Annotated in this window: 11 protein-coding genes and 1 riboswitch; of the genes, 6 read left to right on the top strand and 5 right to left on the bottom strand. The window is 73.4% G+C overall.

All coding sequences use genetic code 11. The features are described 5' to 3' along the window. The first annotated feature begins 73 nt into the window (after positions 1-73). Positions 74-185, top strand: a riboswitch (SAM riboswitch). Between the two features lie 271 nt (positions 186-456). The 3 genes from ACFY1S_RS07370 to ACFY1S_RS07360 are packed head-to-tail and all read left to right on the top strand — an operon-like array spanning position 457 to position 2,939. After that, positions 457-1,386 carry an ABC transporter substrate-binding protein gene (locus ACFY1S_RS07370; protein WP_387113729.1) on the top strand — a complete coding sequence of 310 codons (930 nt, stop codon included), beginning with the start codon at positions 457-459 and terminating at the stop codon, positions 1,384-1,386. 45 nt (positions 1,387-1,431) lie between these two features. After that, positions 1,432-2,211 carry an amino acid ABC transporter permease gene (locus ACFY1S_RS07365; RefSeq protein WP_387113727.1) on the top strand — a complete coding sequence of 260 codons (780 nt, stop codon included), beginning with the start codon at positions 1,432-1,434 and terminating at the stop codon, positions 2,209-2,211. Beyond that, positions 2,208-2,939, top strand: coding sequence for an amino acid ABC transporter ATP-binding protein (locus ACFY1S_RS07360; RefSeq protein WP_387113725.1), 732 nt, complete (start codon positions 2,208-2,210; stop codon positions 2,937-2,939). Before ACFY1S_RS07365 ends, ACFY1S_RS07360 begins: the two co-directional genes overlap by 4 nt. A gap of 28 nt (positions 2,940-2,967) precedes the next feature. On the opposite strand, the gene ACFY1S_RS07355 is transcribed toward ACFY1S_RS07360, so the two are convergent. Together ACFY1S_RS07355 and ACFY1S_RS07350 are read right to left on the bottom strand one after the other, a co-directional pair. Beyond that, positions 2,968-4,542, bottom strand: a complete 1,575-nt coding sequence (locus tag ACFY1S_RS07355; RefSeq protein ID WP_387113723.1) for a Na+/H+ antiporter — start codon at positions 4,540-4,542, stop codon at positions 2,968-2,970. A 104-nt stretch (positions 4,543-4,646) separates the two neighbouring features. Further along, complete coding sequence (locus tag ACFY1S_RS07350; protein ID WP_387113721.1) at positions 4,647-7,940, bottom strand: BTAD domain-containing putative transcriptional regulator; 3,294 nt, start codon at positions 7,938-7,940, stop codon at positions 4,647-4,649. A gap of 156 nt (positions 7,941-8,096) precedes the next feature. On the opposite strand from ACFY1S_RS07350, the gene ACFY1S_RS07345 reads away from it, so the two are divergent. The 3 genes from ACFY1S_RS07345 to ACFY1S_RS07335 all read left to right on the top strand — a co-directional run bounded on the left by ACFY1S_RS07345 (position 8,097) and on the right by ACFY1S_RS07335 (position 10,140). After that, entirely contained in the window at positions 8,097-8,993 is an 897-nt protein-coding gene (locus tag ACFY1S_RS07345; RefSeq protein ID WP_387113719.1) for an alpha/beta fold hydrolase, read from the top strand. Positions 8,994-9,298: 305 nt separating this feature from the next. Continuing rightward, positions 9,299-9,748, top strand: coding sequence for a hypothetical protein (locus tag ACFY1S_RS07340; protein ID WP_387113717.1), 450 nt, complete (start codon positions 9,299-9,301; stop codon positions 9,746-9,748). Continuing rightward, on the top strand, positions 9,745-10,140 hold the full coding sequence (locus ACFY1S_RS07335; protein WP_387113715.1) for a hypothetical protein: 396 nt from the start codon (positions 9,745-9,747) through the stop codon (positions 10,138-10,140). The genes ACFY1S_RS07340 and ACFY1S_RS07335 overlap by 4 nt, the downstream gene beginning before the upstream one ends. Before the next feature lie 19 nt (positions 10,141-10,159). Here ACFY1S_RS07335 and ACFY1S_RS07330 read toward each other — a convergent pair whose 3' ends face one another. From ACFY1S_RS07330 to ACFY1S_RS07320, 3 genes are all read right to left on the bottom strand, one after another. Then, complete coding sequence (locus tag ACFY1S_RS07330) at positions 10,160-12,340, bottom strand: hypothetical protein (protein WP_387113713.1); 2,181 nt, start codon at positions 12,338-12,340, stop codon at positions 10,160-10,162. 8 nt (positions 12,341-12,348) lie between these two features. Then, positions 12,349-13,551: a low temperature requirement protein A gene (locus tag ACFY1S_RS07325; protein ID WP_387113711.1), complete on the bottom strand. Its 1,203-nt coding sequence runs from the start codon at positions 13,549-13,551 to the stop codon at positions 12,349-12,351. A gap of 117 nt (positions 13,552-13,668) precedes the next feature. Beyond that, on the bottom strand, positions 13,669-14,436 hold the full coding sequence (locus tag ACFY1S_RS07320; protein ID WP_387113709.1) for a TetR/AcrR family transcriptional regulator: 768 nt from the start codon (positions 14,434-14,436) through the stop codon (positions 13,669-13,671). Between the last annotated feature and the right edge of the window lie 29 nt (positions 14,437-14,465).

The following is a 14,465-nucleotide window of genomic DNA, read 5'->3' as shown; positions in this document are numbered from 1 at the left end:
CGGCCCTCGCGGACGGTGAGCGTGGTCATAACGGCTGGACGACCCACCGGTGCCGGCTGCTAGCCTCGGCGCAGGTCATGAGCGCCAGCGCGAAGCCCCGGCTCGCTGGCCGGCAACCCTCCTCCGCGGTGGGGTGCCCCGGGTGAAGACCAGGCACCGGCAGGACGTCGGTGCAAGCGTGGCCTGGCACCCAGGTCAGCACAGACCCGGGAGACCGTATGCGCATCCTCAGCTCCATCCCACCGGCCGACCTCGCGGATCTCCGCGTCGGCCGCCTCTCGGCGGCACTGACCAGGCGTCGGCACGTGGACATGATGCGAATGTGCAGCGCGGCCTGTCGCCGCCGCGCCGCGCTCTGACGCGTCCCTCTTCTCACACCACTTTTCCAGCGGTACGCCCATCGGGCGCACCGTCCGCGGCGCGTACCCGCCGCGGCGCACCCCATCGGAGAGACCTGTGCGATTCCTTCCTGCCCTGACCCGTGTCGCCGCCCTGGGCGCGGCCACCATCCTGGCCGCGACCGCGCTCACCGCCTGCGGCGACGACGCCTCGACCGACGCTTCCGCCAACCCGTACGGCCTGGCGCGGCCGGGTGTCCTGCGCGCCGGCACGCTCACCGACGCCCCGCCGAACGTCTACCTCAAGGACGGTAAGTTCACCGGCTTCGACAACGACCTGCTGACCGCGGTGGCCGGCAAGCTCGGCCTGACCGTCGAGTTCGTCGGTACCGACTTCTCCGCCCTGCTCAGCCAGGTCAACAACCACAAGTTCGACGTCGGCAGCTCCTCGATCACCATCACCGAGGCGCGCAAGAAGACAGTCGACTTCGGCAACGGCTACGACTTCGGCTACTTCGGCCTGGACGTCCCGGCCGGCTCGCCGATCACCAGCTTCGACCAGTTGGCAGGCAAGCGGGTCGTGGTGGTGCAGGGCACCGTCCAGGACGACTACGCCACAGGCAAGCAACTCGACCCGGTGCGGGTGCCGGACTACAACGGCGCGATCAACCAGCTCAAGGCCGGCACCGCCGACGCGTGGATCGCCCCGGCGGAGATCGGCGAGAAGTCGGCAGCCGACAGCAACGGCAAGATCACCGTGGCGGCCAAGCAGCTCAGCCCGGCGCCTACCGCGTACGCCGTGGCCAAGGGCGGCGACAAGCTGCGCGAGGCGCTGAACAAGGCCCTCGACGAGGTCATCGCGGACGGCACCTGGAGCCGTCTGCAGGCGCAGTACTACCCGGGTCGGCCGATCCCGGCGGACTTCACGCCGGGCAGCGGCGCGGTCGCGGCGCCGTCCGCGTCGGTGGCGCCGTCGGCGTCCGCGTCGGTGGCGCCGTCGGCGTCCGCGTCGGTGGCGCCGTCGGCGTCCGCGTCGACCGCGTCCTGAGCGGTAACCGGTGACGAGCGAGCGGGGCGGCAGGAGAGGCGACCGATGGATCCGTTGAGCACCCTGTGGGAGACGTTCTTCGACGCCGACGCCATGCGTGAGGCGCTGCCCGAGATGCTTACCGTCGGGCTGCCGAACACGCTGATCCTGGCGGTCTCCGCCGCCCTGCTCGGCTCGGTGCTGGGCCTGCTGCTGGCCGTCGCCGGCATCTCCCGTACCCGGTGGCTGCGCTGGCCGGCGCGGGTCTACACCGACGTGTTCCGGGGCCTGCCGGCCGCCGCGACGATCCTGCTGATCGGGGTCGGGCTGGCGCCGCTGGGCATGGAGATCTGGGGGCCGGACCCGTACCCGCTGGGCATCCTGGCGCTGTCGTTGATCGCGGCGGCGTACATCGGGGAGATCTTCCGCTCCGGCATCCAGTCGGTGGAGGCCGCCCAGTTGGAGGGCGCCCGCGCCCTGGGTTTCTCCTGGGCCGACGCGATGCGGCTGGTGATCATCCCGCAGGGCATCCGGCGGGTGCTGCCCGCCTGGGTGAACCAGCTCATCGCGTTGATCAAGGACTCCAGCCTGGTCTACTTCCTCGGGCTGGTGGCCAGCCAGCGGGAGCTGTTCCGGATCGGGCAGGACTACGCGGCCACCACCGGCAACGAGTCCGCGCTGCTGCTCGCCGGGCTCTTCTACCTGGCGCTGACGGTCCCGCTGACGCACGTCGTCAACTGGATCGACAGGCGGCTGCGGCACGGCCGGCCGGCCACCGCACCCGTCGACGAGGACGAGGACGACACCCCGGCGCTCGCCGGGGCCCCGGAAGGAGACAGGCGATGACCACCTCGGTGAGCCTGGAGGCGCGCGACGTCCACCTCGCCTTCGGACCGAACCGGGTGCTGCGCGGCGTCGACCTCACCGTGGCGCGCGGCGCGACGGCCTGCGTGATCGGGCCGTCCGGGTCGGGCAAGTCCACTCTGCTGCGGACCCTCAACCGGCTGATCGAGCCCGACCGCGGCGACGTGCTGCTGGACGGCCGCAGCGTGCTGCGCGACGACCCGGACGCGCTGCGCCAACGGGTCGGCATGGTGTTCCAGCAGTTCAACCTATTCCCGCACATGACCGTGCTGCGCAACATCACCCTGGCCCTGCGCCGCCTGCGCAAGCTCGGCGAGGACGAGGCGGACGCGGTCGCCCGCGCCCAACTGGAGCTGGTGGGGCTGGCCGGCAAGGCGAACTCCCGGCCGACGCAGCTCTCCGGCGGTCAGCAGCAGCGTGTGGCGATCGCCAGGGCTCTGGCCCTGCGACCCGAGGTGATGCTCTTCGACGAGGCCACCTCGGCGCTCGACCCCGAGCTGGTCAAGGGCGTGCTCGGGGTGATGGCAGACCTGTCCGGCGCCGGGATGACGATGGTGGTGGTGACCCACGAGATGGGGTTCGCCCGGCAGGTCGCCGACACCGTCGCCTTCATGGACCGGGGCGTGGTGCTGGAGGCCGGCCCGCCCGAGGGGATCTTCGAGGGCGCCGAGCATCCCCGGCTGCGCCGTTTCCTCGCGCAGGTGCTCTGAGAAGCCTCGCTCACCGGCCCGGCGACTGTCACTCGCCGGATCCGCGTCCCAGCAGCCGGATCTCCTCGTTGTCAAGCGCGGCCTGCAACTCCAGCAGCACGAGGTCGTCGATCTCCCGGCTGTCGCGAAGGCGGGTGACCTCCCGGCGCTTGTGGGCGAGGACGCCCAGGCGCAGGTCGCGTTCCAGCCGGCGTTCCTCGGCGGTGTCCCCGCCACTCTCGTTGACGTCGTCCAGGTGCCGCTGGTATTCGGCCTGCAACCGGCGCACCGCCTCCTCCCCGGCGCCGACCTCGGCGGCCACCGTGGGCACCATGGCCAGGCCGACCTCGGTGGCGCGCATCCGGGCCCGCCGGGCCTCGTCGACCCGTTCCGGGTCGCCGGCCAGCCCCGCCCAGCGCACCACGAGCGGCAGGGTGGTGCCCTGGATGAGCATGATCAACACGATCACCAGCGCCGTCACGAAGATGATCAGGTCGCGTTCGACGACCGGGCGACCGGCGACAGTCATCGTCGGGACGGCCAGCGCTGCCGCGAGCGACACGGCGCCCCGGAAGCCGGCCCAGCCCGCCACGGTCCCCACCCGCCAGCTCGACGGTTGCGCGCCCTGCTCCACCATCCGGCGGCGTCGCAGTCTCGCCGACTGGGACGTCAGGTAGATGAAGAACAGCCGGGTGCAGAGGACCACCACGGTGACCACCAGCACGATCACCACGGCCCTCGCCGGCGAGGTGCTCGTGACGCCCCGCACCGCCCGGGGGATCTGCGTGCCGAGCAGCACGAACAGACCGCCGTTGATGAGGAACGTGGACAGGTCCCAGAACGCGTACGCCAGCACCCGGGACCGGGCACGGATCACCCGTGGACCGGCGTAGGCGAGCACCAGCCCGGCGACCACCACCGCCAGGACACCGCTGGCGTGCACCGAGTCGGCGAGCAGGAACGCGGCGAACGGGGTCAGCACGCTCAGCGCGCCCTCGCGCAGCGGATCGTCGAGCCGCTTGCGGATCAGCACCACGGCGAAGCCCACCAGCAGGCCGGCGAGCACGCCGCCGACGCTGGCCCCGACGAACTCCTCGCCGATGCCCAGCACGCCCGGATCCGCGCTCTGGGTGAGCAGCCCCACGGCCACCGCGAAGACCACGAGCGCGGTGCCGTCGTTGATCAGGCTCTCCGCGTGCAGGGTGGTGAGGAGCTTGCGGGGCAACCGTTTGGCCAGACCTGTGACCGCCGCCGCGTCCGTCGGCGCGAGGACGGCGCCGAGCACCCAGGCGGCCTCGGGATTCACCCCGAACGCCTGCGCGGTGAACGACACGGTGACCATGGTGAGCACCACGAGCACCACGGCGAGCAGACCGATCACGGGCAGGTTGGCCCGGATCTCGCGCAGGCTGATGGTGAGGCTCTCCCGGTACAGGATCGCCGGCAGGAAGATCAACAGCACCAGGTCCGGCTCCAGGGTCAACTCGGACAGCGGCGGCGCCAGCCCGAGCAGCACCCCGAACCCGATGAGCAGCACCGGCGGCGCGACCCGGTACCGGCCGCCGAGCGTGGTGCCGACCAGGACGGTGACGCCCAGCACCACGATCAGGACGAGCCCCTGCACGGCGTACCCCCTCGATCCCCGGGCCGACGGCGGACGCGTCGGTGCCTCCATCTGACCGCACCCACCGGCCGGTTCCGACGGAAAGTCCGCAAGTCGCGGTGGGGTCAGGCGGCGCGGGCGCGGGCGGTCACCGCTCGGGCGGTACGACGGTGCCGGCCCGCCTCGTCGTGGCGACCCAGCGCCGCCGCGAGGTCGGCGAGGTGCCCGGCCACCGGACCGACGGTGAGCACTCCGCTGCCCGCGGCCAGTTCCCCGGCCGCGGGCAGCAGCTCGGCGTGGACGCGGTCCATCGTGACCCGGTCGTCGAGCAGCCGCGCCGCCCGGCCGACGAGACAGAGGCGGACCTCGCGCAGCAGGTCGTGCGGCCCCGGCGGCAGTGCCCGCAGGGCCTCCCCGGCCGCGGTCCGGTCACCGGCGGCGACAAGCAGCAGCGGGCGGACCCACGGCTCGTGCGGCCCCCAGTCCAGACCCGCCCAACCCTCGTCGCCCGGCCCCGGGAGCGGACGGTCGTCGGCCAGCCGCAGGCCGAGCAGCGCGAGCGGGAGCAGACCGCGGGTCAGGCCCGGCATGCCGTCACCTGGCAGCCGGTCGGCAGCCGCCCGGTACGCGTCCGCAGCCGCGGCCGCCTCGCCGTCCAGTGCCAGCCGCAGCGCGGCGTACCACCTGGTGAAGACGCCGACCAGCGGCAGCTCGTACCGTTCGGCGAGGCGGTCGGCGGCGCGGGCGTGGGCGTCGGCGGCCTGCCGGTCGCCAAGCGCGCAGGAGGCCTGGACCAGGATCAGGTGACCCGCCACCTCGAAGGTCACCAGCTGGTGCCGGGCGGCCAGGTCGACCAGCTCGGCGCCGATCCGGGCGCGTTCACCGGCCAGGCCGACCCGGTCGAAGGCGTGCATGAAGCGGGCGTTCAGCGCGAACGCCAGCAGCCCGGGGTCACCTACCGTCCGGGCTGTCGACTCGGCCTCGTCGGCCGACCGACGCCCACGGTCGGTGACGGTGCCGCGCAGCTCCAGGGCGAGGGTGCTCAGCAGCCGGCTGCGCCGCGCCGACCCGGTCGCGCCGAGGGCCGCCAGGGCACGCTCGGCGACCTGCGCGATCCGTCCGGAGAGCAGGTCGTCGTCGTTGCGCGTCCAGATCGCCGGCACGTCGAAGCCGGTGAGCACCTCCTCGATCAGCAGGGGGTCGCCGACGGACTCGGCCGCCGTGATCGCCTCGGCCCTGACCCGCCGCGCCTCGGCGAGGCGGCCCGTGACGGCGAGCGCACGCCCCAGACCCACAAGCGCCGTCAACCGCTCGCGGTGGTGGACCCCGCCGGCCCGGTCGTACGCGTCGATCGCCTGCCGCCACAGCCGGGCCGCCTCGTGCGGGTTGCCGCCCCGTTCGGCGTGCTCGGCCGCCGTGCGGGCGTACGCGGCGGCGCGACCGGCGGCGACCGGCCCGCCGGCGCGCAGCAGGTGGTGGGCGAGCGCGGCGGGTTCGACGGGTTCGCGCTGTCGTAGCACCTCGGCGGCGGCACCGTGCCAGGCGGCGCGGCGCGGCGCGGACAGATCGGCGTAGAGCGTGTCGCGGACCAGGATGTGGGCGAAGCGCAGCTGTCCGTCGGTGTCCCGCTCGACGAGGAAGCCCGCCTGAAGGGCGCGGTCCACGGCGTCCAGCACTGTCGAGGGGTCGTCCGCCAACGCGCTGAGCACCTGCGGGTCGAGGTCCCGGCCGAGCACCGCCGCCTGCCGCAGCACGGTACGGGTGGGCGCGGGCAGCTGCGCCAGCCGGTGCCGGATCACGTCGCGTACGCCGGGCGGCACCGCCGCCAGCGCGGCGTCGCCCTCGCCCGCGTACAGCTGGGCCAGCTCCCGTACGAAGAAGGGGTTGCCGCCGCTGCGGTGGTGGATCAGCCGGGCGGTGGCCGCGTCCAGGTCCACTCCGGCGACGGCGCTCGCCAGTTCGCCTGTCGCCGGGGCGGGCAGTCCGGCGAGATACTCGCGCACCGGTTCGAGGCCGGCCGCGCGGGCCAGGGCGGCGGTGAGCGCCGGACTGATCTCGGTGGCCCGGTACGTGCCGAGGATCAGGACCGGCCCGCCGGCCGGTTGCGGCCCGGCCAGGATCGCGGTCAGCAGGTCCAGGGTGTCGCCGTCGGCACGGTGCAGGTCGTCCAGGACGATCAGCACCGGTTGCCGGTCGGCGACCGCGGAGACCAGCGAGGCGACCGCGCGGTGCCTGCGGAACCGTGTGACGCTTGCCTCGCCCGTGGCGGAGTCGTCCTGTTCGTCGACGCCTGTCGAGCCGGCGAGCGCCTCGGTGACCTGCGTCCAGGGCCAGGCCGCCGGTGCGCCCTCGTACTCCGGGCTGCGTCCCCACGCCGTGGCCCATCCGTGCGCGGCCATCTGCCGGGTGAGCGTCTCGGCAAGCGCGGTCTTGCCGGCTCCCGGCTCGCCGCTGAGAAGGGCGAGCACGGGCCGGCGGCGACCGGCGGCGGTGTCGGCGGCCAGCCGCAGCCGGGCCAGCTCCGCGTCGCGGCCGACGAACGGACGCTCCCGCGCTGCCGCGACGGGACGGTCCGCGGTCACGACGGGACGATCGGCGGTCCCGACGTCCGGGGCGGCGTCGAGGTGCGGGGTGAGGTGCGGGGCCTGGGCCAGGATGTCGGCCTCCAGCCGCCGCAGGTCCGGCCCCGGGTCCACACCCAGCGCGGTCACCAGGGCGGCCCGGGCCTCGCGGAGCGCGGCCAACGCGTCACCCTGCCGACCGGCGCGGTACCTGGCCATCGCCAGCAACCGCCAGGCGTCCTCGCGCAGCGGGTTGCCGGCGAGGTGGGCCGGCAGGTCGGCGGCGGCCTCGTCCGGCCGCCCCAACGCCAGCAGCGCCTCGGCCCGCCGTTCGACGGCGAGCATCCGCAGCTCGTCCAGTCGGTTGACCTCCGCGACCGCCCAGGCCTCGTTCGCGCAGTCGGCGTACGCGGGGCCGCGCCACAACCCGAGTGCCGCATCCAGGGCCTCCAGAGCCGGGGCGGGACGTCCCACGGCCAACAGCCGGCCGCTCTCGCCGACTGCCGCCTCGAACCGGTCGGCGTCCACCGCGTCCGGCCCGGCCCGCAGCGCGTACCCCGGTGCCTCGGTGAGCAGGATCCGGGGCGGCGTGCGGGGCGGCCGGTCGGGCTCCAGCGCCCGGCGCAGGTCGGCCACGAAGGTGCGGATGGCGCCCACCGCGCCGTCCGGCGCGACGTCCCACAGGTCGTCGACGAGCCGTTCCACAGGCACCACCCGGCCGTGGGCGATCAGCAGCCGGGCCAGCACGAGGCGCTGCCGGTGCCCCCTGAGCGGGACCGGGCCACTCTCGGTGGCGGCGGTCACCGGCCCGAGCACACCGAAGGTCACCGTCGGAGCGGCAGCCGGCTGCCTGGTCATGGCACCAATCTAGGCGGGCCGGCGCGGACCACTGCCGCCCGGCCGCACTGATCGGACGCTCACCGTCCGCTGATGGCCAGGGGGCAGGCTCGACGACGTACGACGGCGTCCGGCCACCGCGCCGGACCCGCCCTCACCACCAGGAAGGTTCCACCCGTGGACCCCAGGATCAACGGATTCGACTACCAGCGCGTCACCGTCGCCGACGGCGTGACGCTCAACGCCGCCGTGGGCGGTTCCGGGCCACCTGTCGTGCTGCTGCACGGCTTTCCGCAGACGCACCTCATCTGGCGGCACGTCGCGGCCGACCTGGCCGCCGACCACACGGTCGTCTGCCCCGACCTGCGGGGGTACGGCGACAGCGACAAGCCCGTGGACAGCGACGGCACCGCGTACGCCAAGCGCACCATGGCCGCTGACATCGTGGCGCTGGCCGGGGCGCTCGGTCACGAACGGTTCGCGCTGGCCGGGCACGACCGGGGCGCCCTTGTCGCGTTCCGCGCCGGTCTCGACCACCCGGCGGCGATCAGCCAGCTCGCCCTGCTCGACGTGCTGCCCACCCTCGCCATGTGGGACGTGCTGCACGGCGCCAGCGCTGCGGTCGCCTTCCACCTCTACCTGATGGCACAGCCGCCCGGTCTGCCCGAGGAGATGATCGGGGCCAACCCGGACGCCTTCTTCGGTCATTTCCTCGACGTCTGGACCCGCGATCCGCAGGCCCTGCCGGCGGAGGTGCGGGCCTCGTACCTGCGCGCGTCCCGCAACGCTGTCACCTCGATCGTCGCCGACTACCGCGCGTCCGCAGGCGTGGACGTCGCCCACGACGCCGCCGACCGGAGCGCCGGCCGCCAGCTGTCGATGCCGGTGACCGTGCTCCAGCAGGACTGGGGCGCGGCGCTCGGTTATGACGCGGCCGGGCTGTGGCGGGCGTGGGCGCCGGACCTGGCCCACCAGACGGTCACCTGCGGGCACTTCATGGCCGAGGAGGCGCCGGCCGAGGTGGTCGGAGCGCTGCGTGCCCTGCTCGCCCGCCCGACCCACAACCCTCGGTAAGATTTCCGACACCAAGTGCTACGGGCGGCTCGGGCGAAACTGGGCCGCCCGGCTCATTTATAGGCTCTGACCTGCGGAAACGCGACCTTACACCAGGTGGACGCCAACCGGTCATCGGTGATACACAGGCAGATAACGGCAGCCAACGACGGCCAGTCGCCATCTCCTCGCCACCGACCGTTCGCACGAAACCGCCACCCCCACGGGCCCCGCCGCAGGACCGCACCCCCGGTCATCACCGTCGCCACACGGCACCGGCCCGACGGCCGATGACGGATGGGACGGTCCTCGACCAGGGAGTTGCCGTGAGATATCTGCGTATCCGGTCCCGCCACCAGCCGTACGAAGTGGCCGTCCTGGCCACGTCACCGGTCTGCGGCATCCTGATGTTGACCCTCGACGTCCGGCCGACCTCCGTCCAGACCTCCATGCCGGCGCCCGTGCAGGCCGCCTGGGAGATCAGCCTGATCCTGGTGGGGGTGGCCGGGTTGCTGGGCATGCTGTGGCCCGGCCGGCTCTCCACCGGGCTCGGCATCGAACTCGCGTCGGTCACGGTGCTCGGCACCATCACCGGCATGTTCGCGGTCGCCCTGGTGTCGCTGTGGAACCACCAGTCCCTGGTCACGGCGTCCTTCGTCGTCGCGGTGACGATCGGTTCGATCTGGCGGGCCGTCCAGATCGCCGTCGACCTGCGCCGCCTGGTCCGCGCGTGCGAATGCGTGCCCGACCTGCAACTACAGGGGGGTGTCCCGTGAACGCCTCGCCGACGCCCGCCGCGCCACACTGGGTGCAGGTGGCGCTCAGTGTGTTCGGCATCCTCGGCGGCTCGACCGGTCTGGCCGCGATCGCCACCGTGCTGGTGCAGCGGGGCAAGTTCAAGGCCGACGCCGCCGACACCCTCACCGAGGCCGCCCTCACCCTGGTGCAGCCGTTGCAGACCCGGATCACCGAGCTGGAGGGCGAGGCCCTGCACGCCCGCTCGGAGCTGGGGACGCTGCGCGAGCAGGTCAACCAGTTGCAGTTCGTGGTCCGGGTGCTCACCCGGACGCTGGACCGCTGGCGGGCCGCGATCCGCGCACCGGACGCGACCCTGCGCAAGGTTCGAGCGGTGGTGGCGGAATCCGAACGACTGCCCGACGGCGGCTGACCGGCCCGCCACCTCCGGCTCATCGGTGGCCGGCGGACCCGGAGCCGCGGAGTCGCCCGACGAGGTCGCGTACCGCCGCCTGGAACTCGGGGTCGGACTCGCCCGGATGGTGGCCCCGGACCGGTGGTGGCCGATGGTCCCCCGGCGCGGCCAGCAGCTCCCGGGGGTCCCGCAGCCGCCGGTCGACCGCACCGGCCGGGTCGGCGGAATCCGGAGGCGGGTCACCGGGGCGCTTCGGGTAGAAGATCCAACCGCCGACCGGGTCGGTGTCGCGCCACAGATTGAGCCACCTCCACCCGACCCGCTCCCCCACCTCACGCATCACCTCCTCGTTGAGGTAAGCCGGGTAGAGCCGGGCGTACAGGCGGTCCAGCGGCGATCCGTAGGTGAGCAGAGCGACCCGCTGACGCACCTGCGGGGGCAGCCGCAGCACCGCCAGGGCCAGCAACACCGAACCGTGGCTGTGCCCGCACAGCAGCACCCCGGTGTGCCGCCCGGCAAGCTGGATGATCCGGTCGGCCAGCTCCGGCACCGCCCGGTCGGCGTAACTGGCCGGCGCGAACGGGTGGGCGGCCCGGGGCCAGAAGGTACCCAGGTCCCACAGGATCCCGACGTGCCTGCGGAACCAAGCTGTCCGGTACCCGAACACACCGAACGTCAGCAGGGTGAGGACCACTGCGGCGACGAGGTAGGTGCCGGCGGTCAGCCCCATCCCGACGGCTTCGGCGGGCAGCCCGACAACCCGCGCCAACTCCTCCGGTTGACGACCGGTGAGCCCGAGCAGGCTGGTGGCCAGTCCGACCGCCGTGAGAACCGCGTACGTGGCGGCGAGCACGCCCAGCCACTCGGTGAACCGCGCCCGGGCGATGGCCCTGGTGGCCTGCCGCAGCCGCCCGGCCGCCTCCGGCGGTGCGGCGGGAAAGTCGCGGGCGGTGATCGCCTCCGCCGCTCGGCGCCGGCGCGAGCGCGACAGCAGGGCTATCGCGCCACACAGCAGTACCGCCGCGCCCACGTGCAGGAAGAAGGCAAGCAGTGTCCAGCGGTACGGCAGCGGCGGCCCGCCGTCACTGAAGTACCCGCCGAGCACCTCCCCCGTCTGGTAGGCCAGGCCGGCGGAGAGCGCACCGGCCAGACCGACCGCGATCGCCGCGATGACTGCCGCGCCCAGTCCGTGCCGCAGCACGACGCGGCCGTCCACCCGACCGCGCTGCCACAGGACCAGGCCGCTGAGCAGCACCAGCAGTGCCATCTGGCCGAGCAGCACCGTGCCAGCGACCCCGTCGTAGCCGGGTAGCCCGCCCGACGGCGGCCAGTCCCGCTCATCGCGGGCGACGGCGACGAGCGTCGCCACACTCAGGCCGACAGCGGCCACGCCCGTCGCGCGGGCGCTGTGGGTGACCGCCCGCGCGGTAGCCACCTGGTCGATCAGCCCCGGGGCGGCGAGCAGGCCGACGCAGGCCAGCAGCACCGCCGCGCTGAGCACCAGCAGCAGCGTCGTCGCGACGGTCGCGCCGCCGGCGCGACGGGCCACGAGCAGCACGAGGTTGAGGACGGCGAGCGCGCCGGCGACGTGGATGGCCCGCAGTCGTCCCACGAGCGGCTCCACGGCCCACAGTGGGTTGTCGGCCGGTCGGGGCCGGCGGGTGCCGAGCAGCCGGAGTAACACGACCGCGGCGATCGGCACCAGCGCCAGCGCGGCGAGCCGCTGCCCGACGTGCCTGTCGTCGAGCCCGGCCATCGTGTCGAAGGGTCCCCGGCACCGGGTGTCGCCGAGACACCGCCAGGCGACCAGGTCGAGGGCGACACCGGCGACGGCCACCACGTACACCGCTGTGAGGTTGAGAGCGAGGAGGCGGCACAGCATGGCGACGCCGCCGGCGCTGCGACCACCCCTCGGCCGCATCCACACCGCCACGTTGCTCAACATGAACGGCAGCAGGAAGACCATCGAGATGGTCCGGGCCACGGTGCCCGAGGGCAGGTCACCCCACCGGTACGCCTCGACGGTCACCCCGTTCGGGTCGGTGCCGTCCGGCTCGTCGGCGCGGTGGAAGCCCCCGCTGCCGTCGCCGGCGACCTGGCGGGTGTGCGCCCGGTCGAGAATGACCGCCGGCTGCGCCCCCGACACGCCGTGCACCCGCAACTGCACCACGTCGTGCCGTCGCGGTTGGTCGCCGTGCCGCGCTGACCTCTCCGGCATCGGGGTGGCTACCCGTGTCGCCGCAGCTCGGACGCGCCGTCGCCGTTGGCGCGCCACACGAACCGCCGTATGCCGGGCATCCCGTCGACCAGGACGATAAGCAGCAACACCCCGGCGACGGCTGCGCTGTTGACGAGTTGCGGACGCCCCTCGCTGGTCAGGCCGGCCGCCACGATGGCCGGCACACCGATCAGGCGCGCCCAGGGCAGGCTGGCGTCGATCACGGCCGAGAGCAGGATCCGGGCGGTCAGGAACAGTGCCGGGCCGAGGACGCCCACCGCAAACTGCTCCGTGCTGTGCTCGCCCGGTTCGGCGATCGTCATCTCCATGGCGACGGACGTGCCCAGCACCCCGGCGATCATGACGAGGTGCAGGTAGCCGGCCAGGAGCGCCAGCTTGCTGCCGGGCGGGCCCTCCGCCGTGATGGCGGCGCCCAGCCGCGTGCCGGCGGGCACCAGGTAGAGCCGGGCCAGGGCGACCGCGGTCACGAACGCCAGGGCGAACGCCACCGTGCGCTCGTGGTCCAGGTCCGACTGGCTGTAGGTGAAACCGGCGATCAGGATCAGCTCACCCAGCGCGATGATGAAGATCTGCTGGTAGCGCTCGGAGAGGTGTTCCCCGTTCACCTGGAGGTCCGGCCAGGAACTGCGCCCGAGCCGCGGGAACGGCCAGCGCAGCCGGGCCAGGGAGTACTCCAGCAGCAGGGCGAGCGCCCACAGCGCCTCGCGTGCCGGTGCGACGACCGCACCGAGCACCCAGAGCACACCGGAGATCGCGAACCAGATCGCCACCCGCAGGCTGCGCAGCTGCAGTGGGTGCCCCCGCAGTGCCGGGATCAGCAGCGCCCCACGGCCCACATGGATGGCGACGTAGGCGACGGCGAACAGCACGGCGTGCGAGTCGAACGCGGTGGGCACGGCGGAGGCCATCAGCAGACCGCCGAACATCACCCAGAGCAGCAGTACGACGATCAGCGGCGCGCTCGGGTCGAACCAGTCCGCCGACCAGGCGGTCACGAACCACACCCACCAGAGCGCCGCCAGCATCACCAGTGCCTGGAACCCGCCGTTGAGGCTGTGGTCGGCCAGCAGCGCCTGGGACAGCCGGGTCAGCGCGAAGATGAAGGCCAGGTCGAAGAAGAGCTCCAGGAACGACGTCCGGCGAGGGTTCTCGCGCCGCTGAAGCAGCCGCTCGGGGAGGCCGTTCTTCATCGCCCCCCTTCCCGGACGTCGCCCGCCGTCCCAGTCGTACCACCCGGGCGACCGGGCGCGGGCGGGTTCCGTCGAGCCTGGGACGCCGGTGCGGCCGTACCCCTGAGCGGGAAGGGGCTACCGGTCGGCCGCCCGCTCGGCGACCACCACCGAGATCCCGTCGAGGACCCGTTGCAGACCGAACTCGAAGGCGTACTCCGGGCCGTACGCGGCGCCGTGCTGCTGGCCGGCAGCCGTACCGACCCGGGAGGCGGTCGGATAGCGGTCGGGCGTCAGGAACGTCTCCAGCCAGGGCGCGTGCGACTGCCACCACTGGCCGTCGGTCAGGCCCGTGTCCCGTTCCAGGTCGACGACCTCGGAGGCCGAGCGCGCGGAACTCTTCACGTGCCCGAGCACGAGGGTGAGCACCGCGTCCATCTCGACGTCGGTGAGCCCGATGTCGGCGACCGTGCCTAGTTCGTGGTCGTACTTGGCCACCAGGTGCGGCCCGAGCACCGGTCGGGTCGTCTCGGCCCGCAGCATCCACGGATGCCGCTGGTAGAGCGCGAGATTGTCCCGGGCGATCCGCTCCAGCCGGACCCGCCAGTCCCCCTCGACCGCGGGGCGCGGCATCTCGCCGTACGCCGTGTCGATCATGACGTCGACGAGTTCGGCCTTGCCCGGCACGTAGGTGTACACCGACATCGTGCCCACCCCCAGCGCCTCGCCGACGCGGCGCATGGTCAGCGCGTCGAGGCCCTCGGCGTCGGCGATGTCGATGGCCGCACGGACGATCCGGTCGACGCTGAGCCCCTGCCCGGCGCTGCGGCTGGTCGGCTCCCGGGTACGCCAGAGGATGGCCAGGCTGCGGGCCGGGTCCGCGGTCGCCTTGCGCTTACTCGCCATGGTGCGATCATCCTAACAACGCGGGCGTA

The organism is Micromonospora sp. NPDC000663, assembly GCF_042898105.1.
Taxonomy (GTDB): domain Bacteria; phylum Actinomycetota; class Actinomycetes; order Mycobacteriales; family Micromonosporaceae; genus Micromonospora.
The sequence above is the reverse complement of the archived record's forward strand: the minus strand, read 5'-3'. Positions and strand labels throughout refer to the sequence as shown.

Bases quoted from the DNA above. Each gene is read 5' to 3' on its own strand.
- ACFY1S_RS07365 (WP_387113727.1), top strand. From the start codon at position 1,432: ATGGATCCGTTGAGCACCCTGTGGGAGACGTTCTTCGACGCCGACGCC.
- ACFY1S_RS07360 (WP_387113725.1), top strand. From the start codon at position 2,208: ATGACCACCTCGGTGAGCCTGGAGGCGCGCGACGTCCACCTCGCCTTC.
- ACFY1S_RS07350 (WP_387113721.1), bottom strand. From the start codon at position 7,940: ATGACCAGGCAGCCGGCTGCCGCTCCGACGGTGACCTTCGGTGTGCTC.
- ACFY1S_RS07330 (WP_387113713.1), bottom strand. From the start codon at position 12,340: ATGCCGGAGAGGTCAGCGCGGCACGGCGACCAACCGCGACGGCACGAC.
- ACFY1S_RS07325 (WP_387113711.1), bottom strand. From the start codon at position 13,551: ATGAAGAACGGCCTCCCCGAGCGGCTGCTTCAGCGGCGCGAGAACCCT.
- ACFY1S_RS07320 (WP_387113709.1), bottom strand. From the start codon at position 14,436: ATGGCGAGTAAGCGCAAGGCGACCGCGGACCCGGCCCGCAGCCTGGCC.